The 14,714-nt window shown below is 38.5% G+C and carries 17 protein-coding genes; 8 read left to right on the plus strand and 9 right to left on the minus strand.

What is annotated here, in order from left to right; genetic code table 11:
• The 5 genes from B2V92_RS06085 to B2V92_RS06105 all read left to right on the plus strand — a co-directional run.
• A partial coding sequence (locus B2V92_RS06085) for a hypothetical protein (protein WP_293305780.1) occupies window positions 1-184 on the plus strand: 184 nt, incomplete at its 5' end.
• Window positions 169-573: a hypothetical protein gene (locus B2V92_RS06090; RefSeq protein ID WP_293305782.1), complete on the plus strand. Its 405-nt coding sequence runs from the start codon at window positions 169-171 to the stop codon at window positions 571-573. The genes B2V92_RS06085 and B2V92_RS06090, both read left to right, overlap by 16 nt.
• Window positions 573-1,040, plus strand: coding sequence for a DUF4265 domain-containing protein (locus tag B2V92_RS06095; RefSeq protein ID WP_293305785.1), 468 nt, complete (start codon window positions 573-575; stop codon window positions 1,038-1,040). The genes B2V92_RS06090 and B2V92_RS06095 overlap by 1 nt, the downstream gene beginning before the upstream one ends.
• Window positions 1,041-1,154: 114 nt before the next feature.
• Window positions 1,155-1,379 (plus strand): DUF2798 domain-containing protein, encoded by a 225-nt coding sequence (locus B2V92_RS06100; RefSeq protein WP_293305788.1) that lies wholly within the window; start codon window positions 1,155-1,157, stop codon window positions 1,377-1,379.
• Between the two features lie 28 nt (window positions 1,380-1,407).
• Window positions 1,408-1,977, plus strand: a complete 570-nt coding sequence (locus B2V92_RS06105) for a Crp/Fnr family transcriptional regulator (RefSeq protein WP_293305791.1) — start codon at window positions 1,408-1,410, stop codon at window positions 1,975-1,977.
• Between the two features lie 31 nt (window positions 1,978-2,008).
• Here the strand turns inward: B2V92_RS06105 and B2V92_RS06110 are convergent, their stop codons facing one another.
• Entirely contained in the window at window positions 2,009-2,365 is a 357-nt protein-coding gene (locus tag B2V92_RS06110) for a helix-turn-helix domain-containing protein (protein ID WP_293305794.1), read from the minus strand.
• A gap of 304 nt (window positions 2,366-2,669) precedes the next feature.
• Here B2V92_RS06110 and aspS point away from each other — a divergent pair, with 304 nt between their 5' ends.
• Entirely contained in the window at window positions 2,670-4,415 is a 1,746-nt protein-coding gene (aspS, locus tag B2V92_RS06115; RefSeq protein ID WP_293305797.1) for an aspartate--tRNA ligase, read from the plus strand.
• 296 nt (window positions 4,416-4,711) lie between these two features.
• On the opposite strand, the gene B2V92_RS06120 is transcribed toward aspS, so the two are convergent.
• The 7 genes from B2V92_RS06120 to B2V92_RS06150 form a co-directional block, all read right to left on the minus strand.
• Window positions 4,712-5,149: a hypothetical protein gene (locus B2V92_RS06120; RefSeq protein WP_293305800.1), complete on the minus strand. Its 438-nt coding sequence runs from the start codon at window positions 5,147-5,149 to the stop codon at window positions 4,712-4,714.
• Entirely contained in the window at window positions 5,136-5,513 is a 378-nt protein-coding gene (locus B2V92_RS06125; protein WP_293305803.1) for a phage holin family protein, read from the minus strand. The genes B2V92_RS06120 and B2V92_RS06125 overlap by 14 nt, the downstream gene beginning before the upstream one ends.
• 53 nt (window positions 5,514-5,566) lie before the next feature.
• On the minus strand, window positions 5,567-5,833 hold the full coding sequence (locus B2V92_RS06130; RefSeq protein WP_039474732.1) for a YtxH domain-containing protein: 267 nt from the start codon (window positions 5,831-5,833) through the stop codon (window positions 5,567-5,569).
• 73 nt (window positions 5,834-5,906) lie between these two features.
• A complete protein-coding gene (locus tag B2V92_RS06135; protein ID WP_293305817.1) occupies window positions 5,907-6,956 on the minus strand; it encodes an AI-2E family transporter in 1,050 nt (349 codons plus the stop codon).
• A gap of 66 nt (window positions 6,957-7,022) precedes the next feature.
• Window positions 7,023-8,432, minus strand: a complete 1,410-nt coding sequence (locus tag B2V92_RS06140; protein ID WP_293305820.1) for a sigma-54-dependent transcriptional regulator — start codon at window positions 8,430-8,432, stop codon at window positions 7,023-7,025.
• Window positions 8,433-8,602: 170 nt separating this feature from the next.
• Window positions 8,603-9,382: an enoyl-CoA hydratase/isomerase family protein gene (locus tag B2V92_RS06145; protein ID WP_293305822.1), complete on the minus strand. Its 780-nt coding sequence runs from the start codon at window positions 9,380-9,382 to the stop codon at window positions 8,603-8,605.
• A gap of 3 nt (window positions 9,383-9,385) precedes the next feature.
• A complete protein-coding gene (locus tag B2V92_RS06150) occupies window positions 9,386-9,805 on the minus strand; it encodes a cobalamin B12-binding domain-containing protein (RefSeq protein WP_113949619.1) in 420 nt (139 codons plus the stop codon).
• Window positions 9,806-10,039: 234 nt separating this feature from the next.
• Here B2V92_RS06150 and B2V92_RS06155 point away from each other — a divergent pair, with 234 nt between their 5' ends.
• Complete coding sequence (locus B2V92_RS06155; RefSeq protein WP_293305827.1) at window positions 10,040-11,695, plus strand: glutamine--tRNA ligase/YqeY domain fusion protein; 1,656 nt, start codon at window positions 10,040-10,042, stop codon at window positions 11,693-11,695.
• A 255-nt stretch (window positions 11,696-11,950) separates the two neighbouring features.
• On the opposite strand, the gene B2V92_RS06160 is transcribed toward B2V92_RS06155, so the two are convergent.
• Complete coding sequence (locus B2V92_RS06160) at window positions 11,951-12,784, minus strand: N-acetylmuramoyl-L-alanine amidase (protein WP_293305829.1); 834 nt, start codon at window positions 12,782-12,784, stop codon at window positions 11,951-11,953.
• A 115-nt stretch (window positions 12,785-12,899) separates the two neighbouring features.
• On the opposite strand from B2V92_RS06160, the gene B2V92_RS06165 reads away from it, so the two are divergent.
• Window positions 12,900-14,579 carry a dipeptidyl-peptidase 3 family protein gene (locus tag B2V92_RS06165; RefSeq protein ID WP_293305831.1) on the plus strand — a complete coding sequence of 560 codons (1,680 nt, stop codon included), beginning with the start codon at window positions 12,900-12,902 and terminating at the stop codon, window positions 14,577-14,579.
• Window positions 14,580-14,714 lie beyond the last annotated feature (135 nt).

Below are 14,714 nucleotides of genomic sequence, written 5' to 3' on the forward strand. Positions count from 1 at the left end.
ATGGCGGGGCTACAGCACCTATGGAATGCCGCCCTTTCATTTCCAAAACCCTAAAAACACTTCATCATTAATCACATGGACATTTCTATGTATTTTGCATTTGTGGAAAATCAACCACAGGATCATCATAAATTTGAAAACCCTGATGCAAACCATTAACTTCATGCCATGGAAACCGATTTAATCCTTTCAGCAATAAACGAAATACACCAGAAAGCAAACCAGGCTTTTGAAAATAAAGATTTAACCGCTTATACAGCCATATTTGACGATAGCCTGAGCTTTACACCATTCGAAAAACCAGCTATAAACAAACGCGATTATACCATCGATTTAAAAAAACACTTTGGCAGCACCAAGGAAATCCATACCAGTTATTACAGGATAAAATCATCTACCGAAGATGATATTTTCATAGAAAAAATTGCCCGTAAATCGGTTCTTTTAAAGCCTAAACTGATTGTTCTCTCTAAAAAGCAGACCATCCAGACCGAAGAAATTTACCACTGGAAAAATATTAAGGGAGAGTGGAAGGTGATTGCCCTGGAAATTGTGTTAGAGGAAAAATACTAATGGGCGAAGACAAACACGTTAAAATTCTTTTTAGCTTTTATAGCGATGCCCTGGAAGAATGGACAATAGAGACAATGTGGTGTGAAATTGTAGATGTAGAAAAAGGACATTATAAAATTGATAATGTTCCTTTTTACGCACCTTTCGCTTACAAAGATCTCATTTTTGCTGAACATGATGCTGATGAAAACATGTTAACCTACCGCGAAACGGTAGCTTTTTCGGGCCATTCTACTATTCAGGTTGTTTTAATGGACAAAACCGTGCCTACCAACGAAATTATCCTGATGTTAAATGCGCTGGGTGCCGAAAGTGAAAAATTTAAGGATGGTTATTTTGTGCTTGATATTCCACCGCACATCAATTATAAACCAATAAACACTAAATTGATAGAGCTACAGCAAAAAGAAGTGATCGGTTATGCGGAAAGCTGTTTGGATGAAAAGCATCAATCCCAAATAAGTTAAAAACAAGAAATAGATCAATCCTCGATTTTAATGATATTGCAGTATTTTTTTTGACCTACATCAAAGGTTAAGCTTTTTAATACCCGCACTTTTGGGGCATTAGAAAAATATAAAATGAAAAAAGAATATTTTAGATACATCAATACATTGTTTGTGGTAATCCCCATGACTTTGATTATGGCCTTTGTGGGTTTAATGCGCAATTACGGTTTTGGCGAAGATTGGATGATCAAATTTTTAAAAGCATGGAGTGTGATGCTGCCCGTAGCTTATTTTGCAGCATTTATTATCATTCCGAACGCCCGTAAGCTTGCTGAAAAAATTACGGGAAAATCCTAAACACCCTAATTTTGGGTAATTATACAATATGTACAAACTGCTTTCGGCTTACATTAAAGAAAAAATAACGATCAGCAATGCAGATCTGGAAACAGTATTGTCGTATTTCAAGATATTAAAAGTTAAAAAGAATGAAATCCTGGTGAGCCCGGGCGAAAAACCGCAAAAGATTTATTTTATAGCCAAAGGTTGTTTGCGGATTTTTTTCTTAACCGAAGGTGGTACTGAGGCAACGAGGCATTTTGCCTTCGAAAACCAGTTTGCCACAGCTTTAGTCAGTTTTATCACCAACGATATTTCGAAGGAATTTGTGCAGGCAATAGAAGACACAGAGCTATATTGCATCTGGCAAAGCGATTTTTACGAACTGCTTAAAGTAATTCCACACTGGGAAAAACTCTACCGCCATTACCTAGAATATGCGTATGTAACCAATACCAACAGGTTAATGTCGTTTATTACCCTCGATGCTACCGAACGTTACCGTCAGTTACTCGCCCAAAACCCGAGGGTTGTAACGCATCTGCCAAATAAAATGGTGGCCTCTTATTTAAATATTTCGCAAGAAACATTGAGCAGATTAAAATCAAAAGCATAGTTTTAGGGTACAATTTAATATTCTAAATTATCTATGTCGAATGGAGAAATACATCGGATGGAATCCTAAAATAATTTTTAAGTTTTTGAGCCATTTTTAAAGTAATGTCTCTTTTTCCTGATAATACAGCTGATACATGCCCCTTACTTCCGATAATTGGTTCCAAATCTTTGGCTTTTACTCCCATTTCCTTCATCTTATATTTAATTACCTCTAAGGCATCCAAGTCTGGTAATTGGTAGTTTTTTTCATCAAAATCTTTTACCAGAACAAGTAATAATTCTAACTCGTCAACTTCAGGGGTATTGGGTTCCGCATGAAAAATTTCCATCAATCTTATTGATGCTTTATTATAGTCTGCTTCGTTTTTTAATATTTTCCAATTCATTGTTATACCAATCTGAGTTCAGTTATTAGTCGAATAATAATGTCTTTGATTTCTTGGGCAGCACTATCGTCATGCTGATCCGATAGCTATCGGATTTATTTCAGCATCCTTTCTGAAAAAAAGACCCTGAAATGAATTCAGGGTGACGACATCTAAAGAACATCACTCCTTTATTAAACCTATATAAAATGTTTTCAAATTGCAAACTTTCTGCATGCCAAAAATCCTATTTCAAAAACCTTTGGCTATAGCGCCAACTTTAAAACAAAATCGGTATTTTTGCCGCTCAATTTAGATTATATATATGTTAAGAACAGTAACTTGTGGTGCATTAAACCTAAACAACTTAGGCGAAAGTGTTACGTTATGTGGTTGGGTACAAAAATCAAGAGATTTGGGCGGTATGACTTTTATCGATATCCGCGATCGTTATGGTATTACCCAGTTGGTTTTTAACATGGACGATAATAAAGCGCTTTGCGAAACTGCACGTACATTGGGCCGTGAGTTTGTGATTAAAGCCACTGGTACCGTTGTAGAAAGAAGCAACAAAAACCCAAAAATGCCAACCGGCGATGTGGAAATTAAAGTTTCTGCTTTAGAAATTCTGAATGCAGCAAAATTACCGCCGTTTATGATCGATGATGAAACGGATGGTGGTGACGAACTGCGCATGAAATACCGCTATCTGGATTTACGCCGTAACCCCGTACGTAATAACCTGGTTCTGCGCCATAAAATGGCCCAATCGGTTCGCCGTTACCTGGATGCCTTGGATTTTATCGAGGTAGAAACACCGGTATTGATTAAATCTACACCAGAAGGCGCAAGAGATTTCGTAGTGCCTAGCCGCATGAACGAGGGTGAATTTTATGCTTTGCCGCAATCGCCGCAAACCTTTAAACAATTGTTGATGGTTTCGGGCTTCGACCGTTATTTCCAGATTGTTAAATGTTTCAGGGATGAAGATTTAAGGGCCGACCGTCAGCCAGAGTTTACACAGATCGACTGCGAAATGTCGTTTATTGAGCAGGAAGATATTTTAAATACCTTCGAAGGTTTGATCCGTACTTTATTTAAGGAAGTGCGCAACTACGATCTGCCGGAGGTTCCGCGTATGCAATATGCCGATGCCATGCGTTTATATGGATCAGATAAGCCTGATACGCGTTTTGAGATGCAGTTTGTGGAGCTTAACCACCTGGTAAAAGGTAAAGGTTTCCCTGTATTTGATAACGCCGAACTGGTGGTGGGTATCAATGCAAAAGGAGCTGCAAGTTATACACGTAAACAATTGGATGAATTGACCGATTTTATCAAACGTCCACAGATTGGGGCTACAGGTTTAATTTATGCCCGCCATAACGATGACGGAACTATTAAATCATCAGTTGATAAATTCTTTAATGAAGAGGATCTTAAACAATGGAGCGAAGCTTTTGCGACAGAAAAAGGAGATTTATTATTGATTTTGGCCGGTTCTACCGATAAAGTACGCAAGCAGTTAAACGAGCTCCGTTTAGAAATGGGTAACCGTTTGGGCTTACGCGATAAAAATACATTCTCGGCCCTTTGGGTATTGGATTTCCCACTTTTAGAATGGGATGAAGAAACTGAACGTTACCATGCCATGCACCACCCGTTCACTTCGCCAAAACCAGAAGATATTGCTTTGCTTGATACCAAGCCAGGTGAGGTACGTGCCAATGCTTACGATATGGTAATCAACGGAACAGAAGTTGGTGGTGGATCTATCCGTATCCACGATCGCGCTTTACAGGCCTTAATGTTTAAACATTTAGGTTTTAGTGCAGAAGAAGCTCAAAAACAATTTGGCTTCTTGATGGATGCTTTCGAATTCGGCGCACCTCCACATGGTGGTATCGCCTTCGGTTTCGACCGTTTAACCTCTATTTTTGCAGGTTTAGATTCGATCCGCGACGTAATTGCTTTCCCTAAAAATAACTCTGGCAGGGATGTAATGATCGATAGCCCTAGTACTATTGATGAGAAACAATTGAAGGAACTGAAGATTAAGACCGATTTATAGGTTTATTAGTTCACTGGCCATTGGTTCATTTGTCATTGGTTTACCGGTCATTGGTGAATTGGTTAGGGAGCAGAGTAACAGCGATTATAAAAATTATTGTTAAGAAGTGATCGTCACCCTGAATTCATTTCAGGGTCTATCATGCCTGGAAGATGCTGAAATAAATCCGATAGCTATCGGATCAGCATGACGATCAATAAAAAAGCCTCAAAATTTTAAAATTTTGAGGCTTTTTGCTTTTAGGTCATTTTTTGCGCATCGCTAACCAATGAACAAATGGCAAATGAACCACTGAACTAATACGTTTCGCTATCTGGCGGGATGCCATAATCGACAAACTTCTTATCCTTTTTCTCTTTCTTTTTGCCAAACCAGCCTTTAACGGAGTTAAAAATAGCTGACAAATGTTCAGCATCGAGTGATTTACCTACTTTGCCCGAAATTAAACCTACAGTGGCCTTGGTTAAAAACCCTGCACCTCTGAATATCGTTTTGTTCATTACCATTGGCAAAAGCAACGACATGGCTGTACTGCTGATGTTTAATTTTTCGTCGGCTTTGAACAGATTATTTGGAGTGGCATATTTTTTAATCAGGGCACCCAATGTAAACTGTTTAAAAAACGTTTTGGTGTCCGATTTAAGCATCTCCTGCTTAAGTGTATACTCCACTTTAAGTTCTAATTTCCTGGCCTGCAGGTCGGTTAGATTACGGATGTCTTTATACCTTTTCATCTTCCTCCTTATCTGCAAGTTTGTCGAAATATTTCCTAATGGCAACGTTGATGATTGCTTTCTCAATGTATTTATCCTTAGTTAGATAAACAATTACGGCCAGTAGGATATAGAATAGTGAAACACATCCAAAACCGCCGGCATAACTGCCCAAAACATCGGATAAGTAAAGGGCCAGGGTTACCGAGCCAAATAAAAAGGCCAATATAAAGCAAACAATAACGGCAGTACTCGTTACCAGATCGGCAAAAACTTTCGATGCTTTTTCAACAAGATAAAGCCTGGTATACTCAACCCTGGCCTCTAAAAAGCCTTTGGCATCATCTATCAGATCTTCAATACTTTTATCCTTATTTTCCTGCATAATTCAGATGAGGTTTAACCGGGCAAAACACCCGGCTATGCAATATTTATTTATTAAGCGTGCTCTACGTCGTCGCTATATTCTTCTTCTACGCTTCTCAATTTGGTTTTGATTGAGCTTACTACTTTATCTTTTAAGCTGGCTAAATTGTTAATCTCATCAGCAGCTTTATCTTTGATAGAGTCGCCCAGATCTTTTAAAGATTGGCTTAATTTATCGCGGGTTTCTTCACCTTTATCAGGCGCGAACAAAATTCCTAGTGCCGCACCGGCAGCTAATCCAGCTAAAAGCGCAACTACAACTTTTGAGTTATCATTCATAATAATGTATTTTAAGGGTTTAACAATTATGTACAATATAAAACTACTACATTATTTTATTGTTAAGCTATATTTATAACTCGTTATGCTCATTATTTGTTTTAATTCTTTCCAATCTTTCTGATGCAAGCGTACTGGTTTCGTAAATTTTAACAAGCAAAATAAAATAAGACAATAGCAGCGGACCAAAAACGAGGCCCAATATTCCGAATAAAGGGATACCAATAATTACGCCAATTACTGTAATTATGGGATGAATGTTGCCAACTTTTTTCGCAATTATAAACCGCAGTACATTATCGATATTGATAATCACTACAAAACCAAAAATAAGCATGGCCCAGCCGGCAAAATTATTTCCATCGGCAATCTGCAAAATGGCAGCCGGTACAAAAACAACCGGAGGCCCCAACACGGGAACGAAAGAAATAAATGTGGTAATTACTCCCCAGAACATGGGATCTTTATAGCCTAAAACATAAAATGAAAGACTCACCAACGATCCCTGTACCAAACAGATCAATCCCTGGCCCAACACATTTGCATAGGTAGTATTCCGCATTTCATCACCAAAACGCAATGCATTCTGCTCTCTGAAAGGAGCATATTTTATCATCGAAAACTCGAACTTTTTCCGCTCAATCAACATAAAATAAAGCAAAAAATACATTACCAGTAAACTCAGCACAATATTTACCGCACTTGAAATCAGCGAAGGGAAAAGTTGGGTGGCCCAATTCCCCAAACGGTTCATACCATCCTGTATCAGTTCCTGGTTAATTTTGACTGGAACCAGGTGCTGCAGCTTAACCAACAGGTTCCTAAAAAAGATTTCATTATTGCGCAGCTCCGAAATTTTACTGATCACCATGCTGCTAAGTGCATAAAAAGGCAGTACAATCAATACAATGCTTACACTGATCAACAAAATGGCAACTACTCTTTTATTCCAGCCCTTAATTTCTGCTAAATGGATATACGCAGGGCGCATAATGGTATACAGCACCAATGTACTCAGGATGGCGCTAAAGATACTCTGTAAAGAATAGGCAATTAAAACCCCCAGCGCAATAATGATAACGAGATTAATATTGTTACGCTGTTTATAAGAGAATACTGACATAATTTAAGGTGCTTGGGCTATCTCTTAAATGCCCGATAGGCCTATTTTGTTTTATCGATTTTTAATTTATTCTTCCTTATCGAGCTTAAGTGTGCTTATTTTGTTATAAAGGGTTTTTCTATCGATCTTTAAAATTTTAGCTGCTTTTGTTTTATTAAAGTTAACTTCTTTTAATACGGTTAAAATTGCAGCATATTCGGCAACTTCGGTTGTTTTTCTAAGCTGTTGTACATTATTGTTCGCATCGGATTCGAGGTTTGAGAATTTCTTTTCGAACACCCGGTTTTTGGCCGGTATATTTTTTTCGATCTCCAGGGGCAAAACCTTGGTTTCTATCTGTTTTCCATTGGTTAACAGTGCGATCCGCTTGATTACATTTTTAAGTTCGCGCACATTGCCCGGCCAGCTGTAGTTTAAAAAGCGGCTCTTAACCTCTTTAGAAAAAGAGGTGATGTTTTTGTTCAATTCTTCATTTGCCTCTGTCAAAAATGCATTAGCAAAAAGCATGATATCTTCTTTTCTCTCACTTAATGATGGAATATTGATAGAAAACTCATTAAAGCGGTGATACAGGTCTTCCCTAAATGTTCCTTTTTGTATACAGTCTTCCAGGTTTTCGTTTGTAGCTATAATAATCCGCATATCAAGCGCTATTTCTTTCGTACTACCGATTCTTCTGATCTTACGCTCCTGCACCGCCCTTAGTAAAATTGCCTGTACCTCGTATGACAGATTGGCTATTTCATCAAGAAACAAAGTTCCGCCATTGGCCTGTTCAAAATGACCTACCTTGGTAAACATGGCTCCCGTAAATGATCCCTTTTCGTGACCGAAAAATTCGCTCGCAGCCAGTTCTTTGCTTAGCGAACCGCAATCCATTGCTACAAAGGGTTCGTTTTTACGTAAACTGTTCTGATGGATAATTTTGGCCACACACTCTTTTCCAGTCCCACTTTTCCCGTTTAAAATAATGCTGTAATTGGTTGGTGCAACCAGATTAATCTGTTCTAAAAGATTTAAGGAACTTTTACTTTTGCCCTCAATATATTTGGGGTAATCAGATATTTCAGTCTCTTTTACACTAACGATACTACTTTGTTTTTTTAATACTTTTTGGGTCTCAAGAGCCTTATTAATTGTACTTAATATTTCATCGGGATATAAGGGCTTAACAATATAGTCGTAGGCCCCTAATTTGATAAGTTCAACGGCAAGTTTAATGTCTGAATATCCCGTAATGATAACCACCCCTGTGGCTGGATAATTTTCTTTCGCGTAAATTAAGATTTCTTTACCGTTGGTATCCTCTAAACGGTAATCGCACAAAATCAGGTCGAATTTTTCTCTCTCCAGTATTTCCAATGCCGAAGCGCCTGTTGTGGCGGCAAAAACTTCAAATCTGTTTTTAATTAAAAATTTAGTCAGTAATAGGCCGATGTTTATCTCATCGTCGATTATAAGTATTTTGTTTTTCATTAATAGGATTTTTAACCCTAAAAAGAACCCCGAATGATTAAGTGGGATGAATCAAAATAATTGAGATTAAGCATTTTAGATAATGCATAATTACGTAAAAAACATGTTACTTTAAAATATTTTTGTATTTTTTTACACTTCTGCAAAACATAATTAATACTACAACCCAACTATCGCCCTGAAAAAACGGCTTTTCTCTTTTCTACAAATGCAGTAACTCCTTCTTTAAAATCAGCAGTTTCGAAACATTTACCGAAAGCTTCAATTTCTGTAGCATAACCGTTGTTGTTATTTACAGATGCAATAATCGACTTTATAGCCGCCGAAACAGCTAATGGTGCCCTTTGCTTTACAAGATTGAGTATTTCTTCGGCTTTACTGATCAGATCGGCCTGTGGAACAACATGGTTTACCAAACCTATTTTCTCTGCGTCGGTTGCGGTAACCATATTTGCGGTGGTAATCAGTTCGATTGCTTTACCTTTTCCAACCAATTGGGTTAAGCGTTGTGTACCGCCATAACCCGGAATTAAACCTAAAGTAACCTCTGGAAGGCCCAGTTTAGCGTTATCAGAAGCAATCCGCATATGGCAGGCCATAGCCAATTCTAAACCACCGCCCAATGCAAAACCGTTAATGGCTGCGATAAATGGTTTGGTCGAATTTTCTATCGCATTAAAAACCTCATCCTGACCTCTTTTTGCCAATTCTTCTCCCTGTTTTCCACTATAATCGGAAAACTCTTTAATATCAGCCCCTGCAACAAAGGCTTTTTCGCCTGCTCCCGTCAAAATAACACCTCTTACCCCCTCGGTTTTACCCGCATAGACAATTACATCGGCCAGCTCTGCCAAAGTATCTTTATTGAGTGCGTTAAGTGCTTTTTCGCGGTTAATGGTAACGTATAAAATGTTTTCTTTTATTTCCGATATTAAATTCTGGTATGCCATAGCTTAAAAATTTCTGTTTTCAGTAACCCAATTTTGAATATATTCTACAATACTTGCCATTGTTGTGCCGGGAGGAAATAATTCTCCAACCCCCAGTTCGGCAAGCTTTAACCGATCGGCCTCAGGAATAATCCCACCACCTGTTAATAACACATCATCGAGCTGTTTTTCTTTCATAAAATGGATAATTTTAGGAAAAACCGTCATGTGGGCACCCGATAGGATAGAGATCCCGATTGCATCAACATCTTCCTGTAAGGCCGTATTTACCACCATTTCGGGGGTTTGGCGCAAGCCAGTGTAAATCACCTCCATACCTGCATCACGTAAGGAAGTTGCAATAACTTTGGCACCCCTATCGTGACCATCTAAGCCAACTTTTGCCACCAAAACGCGGATCGGTCGATTTAATGCTTTGCTCATAAATGAATATTAAGTTGACGTAAATGTATCGAATTTATTAGCTAATATAGAAATTAGATCATGGTTTGACGGTTCATATTCATCGGTTAACCATAATTAATTATACATAACCATTTAGCACATTAATAAAGTAATTCAAATACGCCAAATATTAACTGTATGCTAATAAACCGTTAATCATTGCATAAATACGCTCAATCTTTTTACATTTGCATTCCTAATTTACAGGTTTTTATGAGTGAAGAGAAGTCATTGAACTTTATTGAAGAAATTGTTGAGAACGACTTAAATAGTGGTAAGTATGAAACTTTGGTTACGCGTTTTCCGCCTGAACCTAATGGTTATCTGCACATCGGCCACGCGAAAGCGATATGCTTAAATTTCGGACTAACACAAAAATACGGCGGTTATACCAACCTGCGTTTTGATGATACCAATCCGGTAACAGAGAAAACAGAATATGTGAACAGCCAGCAGGAAGATATCAGGTGGTTGGGTTTTGATTGGAAAAACGAATTATATGCATCAGATTATTTTGATGAATTATATGGTTTTGCCGTTAAACTGATCGAAAAAGGATTGGCTTATGTGGACGAAAGTTCGGCAGACGAAATCGCAGCCTTAAAAGGTACACCAACTGAGCCCGGACAGGATAGCCCATACCGTAACCGTAGTGTTGAGGAAAACCTTGCTATTTTCACCAAAATGAAAAATGGCGAATTTGCTGATGGTGCTTATATTTTAAGGGCCAAAATCGACATGGCAAGTCCGAATATGTTAATGCGTGATCCGATTATTTACCGCATTAAACATGCCGAACATCACCGTACAGGCAACAAATGGTGCATTTATCCGATGTACGATTTTGCCCACGGACAAAGCGATAGTATCGAAAACATTACCCACTCGATTTGTACTTTAGAATATGTTTCGCACCGCGAACTATATGATTGGTTTATCGAAAAACTGGAGATTTTCCCTTCAAAACAATATGAATTTGCCCGTTTAAACCTTACCAGTACGGTAATGAGCAAACGTAAGCTTTTGCAATTGGTTAACGAAAAACTGGTAACCGGATGGGACGATCCACGGATGCCTACCATTTCGGGGCTTCGCAGAAGAGGTTTTACGCCAAAAAGTATCCGCGAGTTTTGCGAACGTATCGGTATTGCAAAACGCGAGAATTTAATCGAGCTGAGTTTGCTGGAGTTCTGTATCCGCGAAGATCTGAACAAAACTGCTAACCGTGTAATGGCGGTTTTAGACCCGATTAAACTGGTGATTACCAATTATGATAAGGGTTCGGAAGAACTGATCGGCGAGAACAATCCGGAAGCAGAAGATGGCGGTGGTACACGTGTAATCCCTTTCAGTAACGAACTTTGGATCGAGCGCGAAGATTTTATGGAAGTACCTGCAAAAAAATGGTTCCGTTTGGCACCTGGTGCAATGGTCCGCTTAAAGTTTGCTTACATTGTTAAATGCGAAGATTTTGTGAAGGACGAAAACGGAAACATTACCGAAATCCGTTGTACTTATATTCCCGAATCTAAAAGCGGAAGCGATACCAGCGGCATCAACGTTAAAGGAACTATACACTGGGTAAGTGCGGCACATGCCAAAACTGCCGAGATCCGTTTATACGACCGTTTATTTACTTCAGAAACACCAGATGCAGAAGAAGGCGATTTTAAAGATTATTTAAACCCCGAAAGTTTAACGGTATTGCCTAATGCCTATATCGAGCCGGCTTTGGCCGATGCAGATTTAGATGGCCGTTACCAGTTTATCCGTAAAGGTTATTTCTGTTTAGATAAAGATTCTACTGCCGATAAATTGGTTTTCAATAGAACAGTAACACTGAAAGATACATTTAAGAAGCCGAACTAGTTTTAGTTGTTTCAACCACAGATTAGCACAGATAAACACGGATTAGCGTAGTTTGTCTGTGCTTTTTTATGTATGGTTAATCGGTTAATTGTTTAAACTGGTTAACTGTTTGATAAGCAGATTGTTTAATTGATAAATTGTTAATGCAAATTCCCAACGGTAAATAGTCATGGTTAATTTGTTGGTATTTCGTACGCAACCTTCGGACATCGGTCTTCCGGCTTCGGACTTATTCCATTTTACATCATCCATCACCTAATATTTCGTATAAACATTATAAAGCACCAAAATATCTACAGGGGTTAAAGTTGGCGTAATATCTGATTGGATAAAGTGGATTTTAAAAGCCGTAATTGCTGCAGGAAGGTTGCTGGTATCGTAACCGATGTATTTTAGGGCCATTTCGGTATTAAAATCTGCAGGTGGATTTTTCAGCACGTCGTCATACCAATAACCGAAGCCTTTATCAGCGAGTTTTTTCCAGGGGAAATTTTTAGGATCGTTTTTACGTTTTGGGGCAATATCGGCATGACCGATAAAATTAGCTGTAGGGATGCCGTAGTTTTTTTTCAAAGTGGCCAAAAGTTTAAGCAGACTATTGATCTGCGCATCGGGCCATGGATCGGTTAAGCCGTTATTATCCAGTTCAATGCCAATTGATGAGGAATTTAAGTCGGTATCTTTACCCCATTTACTTATTCCGGCGTGGTTTGCACGGAGGTAATCGTTTACCATGTGTACCACCTTGCCATCGCGACTGATTACATAATGTGCACTGGTGCCAGCCTTTGTTGAGAAGAATGTTTTAATGGTTTGCGCCAAACTATCCTGTGCGGTATGGTGGATCACCACAAAATTTGGCTTACGTATCCCAAAATTTACAGAACCAACCCACTCCTGATTTGTTGCTCCTAATGAATCGTACAATTGACCAGCGGGAGGTACTGTACCGATTATTTTCGAAAAATCCTTTGCTTTATCTTTATATATTTTTTCTGTTGCAGCATATTTATTGGTACCACAGGCTGATAAAATAAGCAGGAGAGAAAATGTAAAAATAGATGGGGATTTTGATCTGAAAAATAACATGGGCATGAATTGTTAGCGATTTTGAAGTTACAAAGTTATACTAAACTTGGGCCAATGCATCAAACTTTATACAAAGCTTTCAAAAATTACTAATTTAGCACCGATATACTTTAATATGAAGAATTTATACAAATCAACCCTAATTTTATCTTCGCTGGCTATTGCGGCCGGGTCGCTATCATCTTGCACCGGCAATAACAAACCCGCTGATGGTAAGACTGTAACCGTACAAAAAGATAGTTTAACCAATTACGTTGCGCAGCGAATTGCCATTTACGAAAAAGTTAAGCTTACTACCAATATCAATCAGTTAAGCATTAACGACCGTAAAATTTTGCCATTATTAATCCAGGCAGCCGAAATTATGGACGAATTGTATTGGAAACAGGCCTATCCGCAACGCGATAGCTTATTAGCCACGATTAAAGATGAAAAAACACGCGATTTTTTGAACATCAATTATGGTCCGTGGGATAGGTTGAATAACGATAAACCCTTTGTTGAAGGTATAGGAACAAAACCCGAAGGAGCTTCATTTTATCCTTACGGAATTACCAAAGAAGCGATAGAAAAATCTGATCTGGCCGATAAATTCGGCGCTTATTCTGTTGTTCAGAAAGATAGCAAGGGCAAATTAACTACGGTACCTTACCATGTTTTATTTGCTTCGGAATTACAGAAAGTAAGTTCCCTTTTAAAACAGGCTGCTTTAATTACAGAAGATGCCGGCTTAAAAAAATATTTGAACTTAAGGGCCGATGCTTTGGTAACGGATAACTTTACCGCAAGTGATTATGCCTGGCTGGATATGAAAACCAATGGATTGGATATCATTATCGGTCCGATTGAAAATTACGAGGATAAACTTTTTAATGCCCGTACCAGTTACGAGGCTTATGTTTTAATTAAAGATAAAGAATGGAGCAAGCGTTTGGCCAAATATGTAAAAATGCTTCCCGAGTTACAGAAAAACCTTCCGGTTGCAGCTAAATACAAGGCCGAAACCCCGGGAACAGACTCTGAACTGAATGCTTATGATGTGGTTTATTATGCCGGCGATTGTAATGCAGGATCGAAAACCATAGCGGTTAACCTTCCGAATGATGAAAAAATCCAGCAGGAAAAAGGCACCCGCCGTTCGCAGCTAAAAAATGCGATGCAGGCAAAATTTGATAAGATTTTGGTGCCGATTTCAAAAGAACTTATCGACACGGAGCAGCAACAGTATATTAAATTCGATGCTTTTTTTGCCAACGTAATGTTCCACGAAGTGGCGCACGGCTTGGGGATTAAAAAAACCATCACCGGAAAAGGCTTTGTGCGCGAAGCTTTAAAAGAACAATATAGCTGGCTGGAAGAAGGTAAAGCTGATATTTTAGGCTTATATATGGTAACCGGATTACTTAAAAAAGGTGAATTAAAAGGCGATATTAAAGATTATTACACCACATTTATGGCCGGCATTTTACGTTCGGTACGCTTTGGCGTTTCTGAGGCGCATGGAAAAGCCAATATGCAGTGTTTTAATTACTTCCAGGAAAAAGGTGCTTTCGAACGTACTGCAAAAGGCACCTATAAAGTGAATTTCGATAAATTTACTACTGCAATGAACGATTTAAGTGCTTTCATTATTACGCTTCAGGGCAATGGCGATAAAGTTGCTGTAGAAAAAGCACAAAAAGAAAAAGCGATTATCCATACCGAACTACAAACAGATCTGGACCGTTTAACCAAAAAGAATATCCCGGTTGACGTTGTTTTCGAACAGGGCGTTGATGTATTGGGCGTAAAATAATATTTTCTCTTTAAGAGGTCCAAAGGCCATGGAACAGCAGGTGTAGACTTGTTGCTCTGTGGCTTTTTTTGTTTGGTTCATTTGTTCATTGGCCATTAGTTTATTGGGTAATTTGGTTAATTGTTTAAACTGGTT

The sequence above is a fragment of the Pedobacter sp. UBA5917 genome, assembly GCF_002432345.1.
GTDB lineage: Bacteria > Bacteroidota > Bacteroidia > Sphingobacteriales > Sphingobacteriaceae > Pedobacter.

Bases quoted from the DNA above. Each gene is read 5' to 3' on its own strand.
- B2V92_RS06090 (WP_293305782.1), top strand. From the start codon at position 169: ATGGAAACCGATTTAATCCTTTCAGCAATAAACGAAATACACCAGAAA.
- B2V92_RS06095 (WP_293305785.1), top strand. From the start codon at position 573: ATGGGCGAAGACAAACACGTTAAAATTCTTTTTAGCTTTTATAGCGAT.
- B2V92_RS06100 (WP_293305788.1), top strand. From the start codon at position 1,155: ATGAAAAAAGAATATTTTAGATACATCAATACATTGTTTGTGGTAATC.
- B2V92_RS06105 (WP_293305791.1), top strand. From the start codon at position 1,408: ATGTACAAACTGCTTTCGGCTTACATTAAAGAAAAAATAACGATCAGC.
- B2V92_RS06110 (WP_293305794.1), bottom strand. From the start codon at position 2,365: ATGAATTGGAAAATATTAAAAAACGAAGCAGACTATAATAAAGCATCA.
- aspS (WP_293305797.1), top strand. From the start codon at position 2,670: ATGTTAAGAACAGTAACTTGTGGTGCATTAAACCTAAACAACTTAGGC.
- B2V92_RS06120 (WP_293305800.1), bottom strand. From the start codon at position 5,149: ATGAAAAGGTATAAAGACATCCGTAATCTAACCGACCTGCAGGCCAGG.
- B2V92_RS06125 (WP_293305803.1), bottom strand. From the start codon at position 5,513: ATGCAGGAAAATAAGGATAAAAGTATTGAAGATCTGATAGATGATGCC.
- B2V92_RS06130 (WP_039474732.1), bottom strand. From the start codon at position 5,833: ATGAATGATAACTCAAAAGTTGTAGTTGCGCTTTTAGCTGGATTAGCT.
- B2V92_RS06135 (WP_293305817.1), bottom strand. From the start codon at position 6,956: ATGTCAGTATTCTCTTATAAACAGCGTAACAATATTAATCTCGTTATC.
- B2V92_RS06140 (WP_293305820.1), bottom strand. From the start codon at position 8,432: ATGAAAAACAAAATACTTATAATCGACGATGAGATAAACATCGGCCTA.
- B2V92_RS06145 (WP_293305822.1), bottom strand. From the start codon at position 9,382: ATGGCATACCAGAATTTAATATCGGAAATAAAAGAAAACATTTTATAC.
- B2V92_RS06150 (WP_113949619.1), bottom strand. From the start codon at position 9,805: ATGAGCAAAGCATTAAATCGACCGATCCGCGTTTTGGTGGCAAAAGTT.
- B2V92_RS06155 (WP_293305827.1), top strand. From the start codon at position 10,040: ATGAGTGAAGAGAAGTCATTGAACTTTATTGAAGAAATTGTTGAGAAC.
- B2V92_RS06160 (WP_293305829.1), bottom strand. From the start codon at position 12,784: ATGTTATTTTTCAGATCAAAATCCCCATCTATTTTTACATTTTCTCTC.
- B2V92_RS06165 (WP_293305831.1), top strand. From the start codon at position 12,900: ATGAAGAATTTATACAAATCAACCCTAATTTTATCTTCGCTGGCTATT.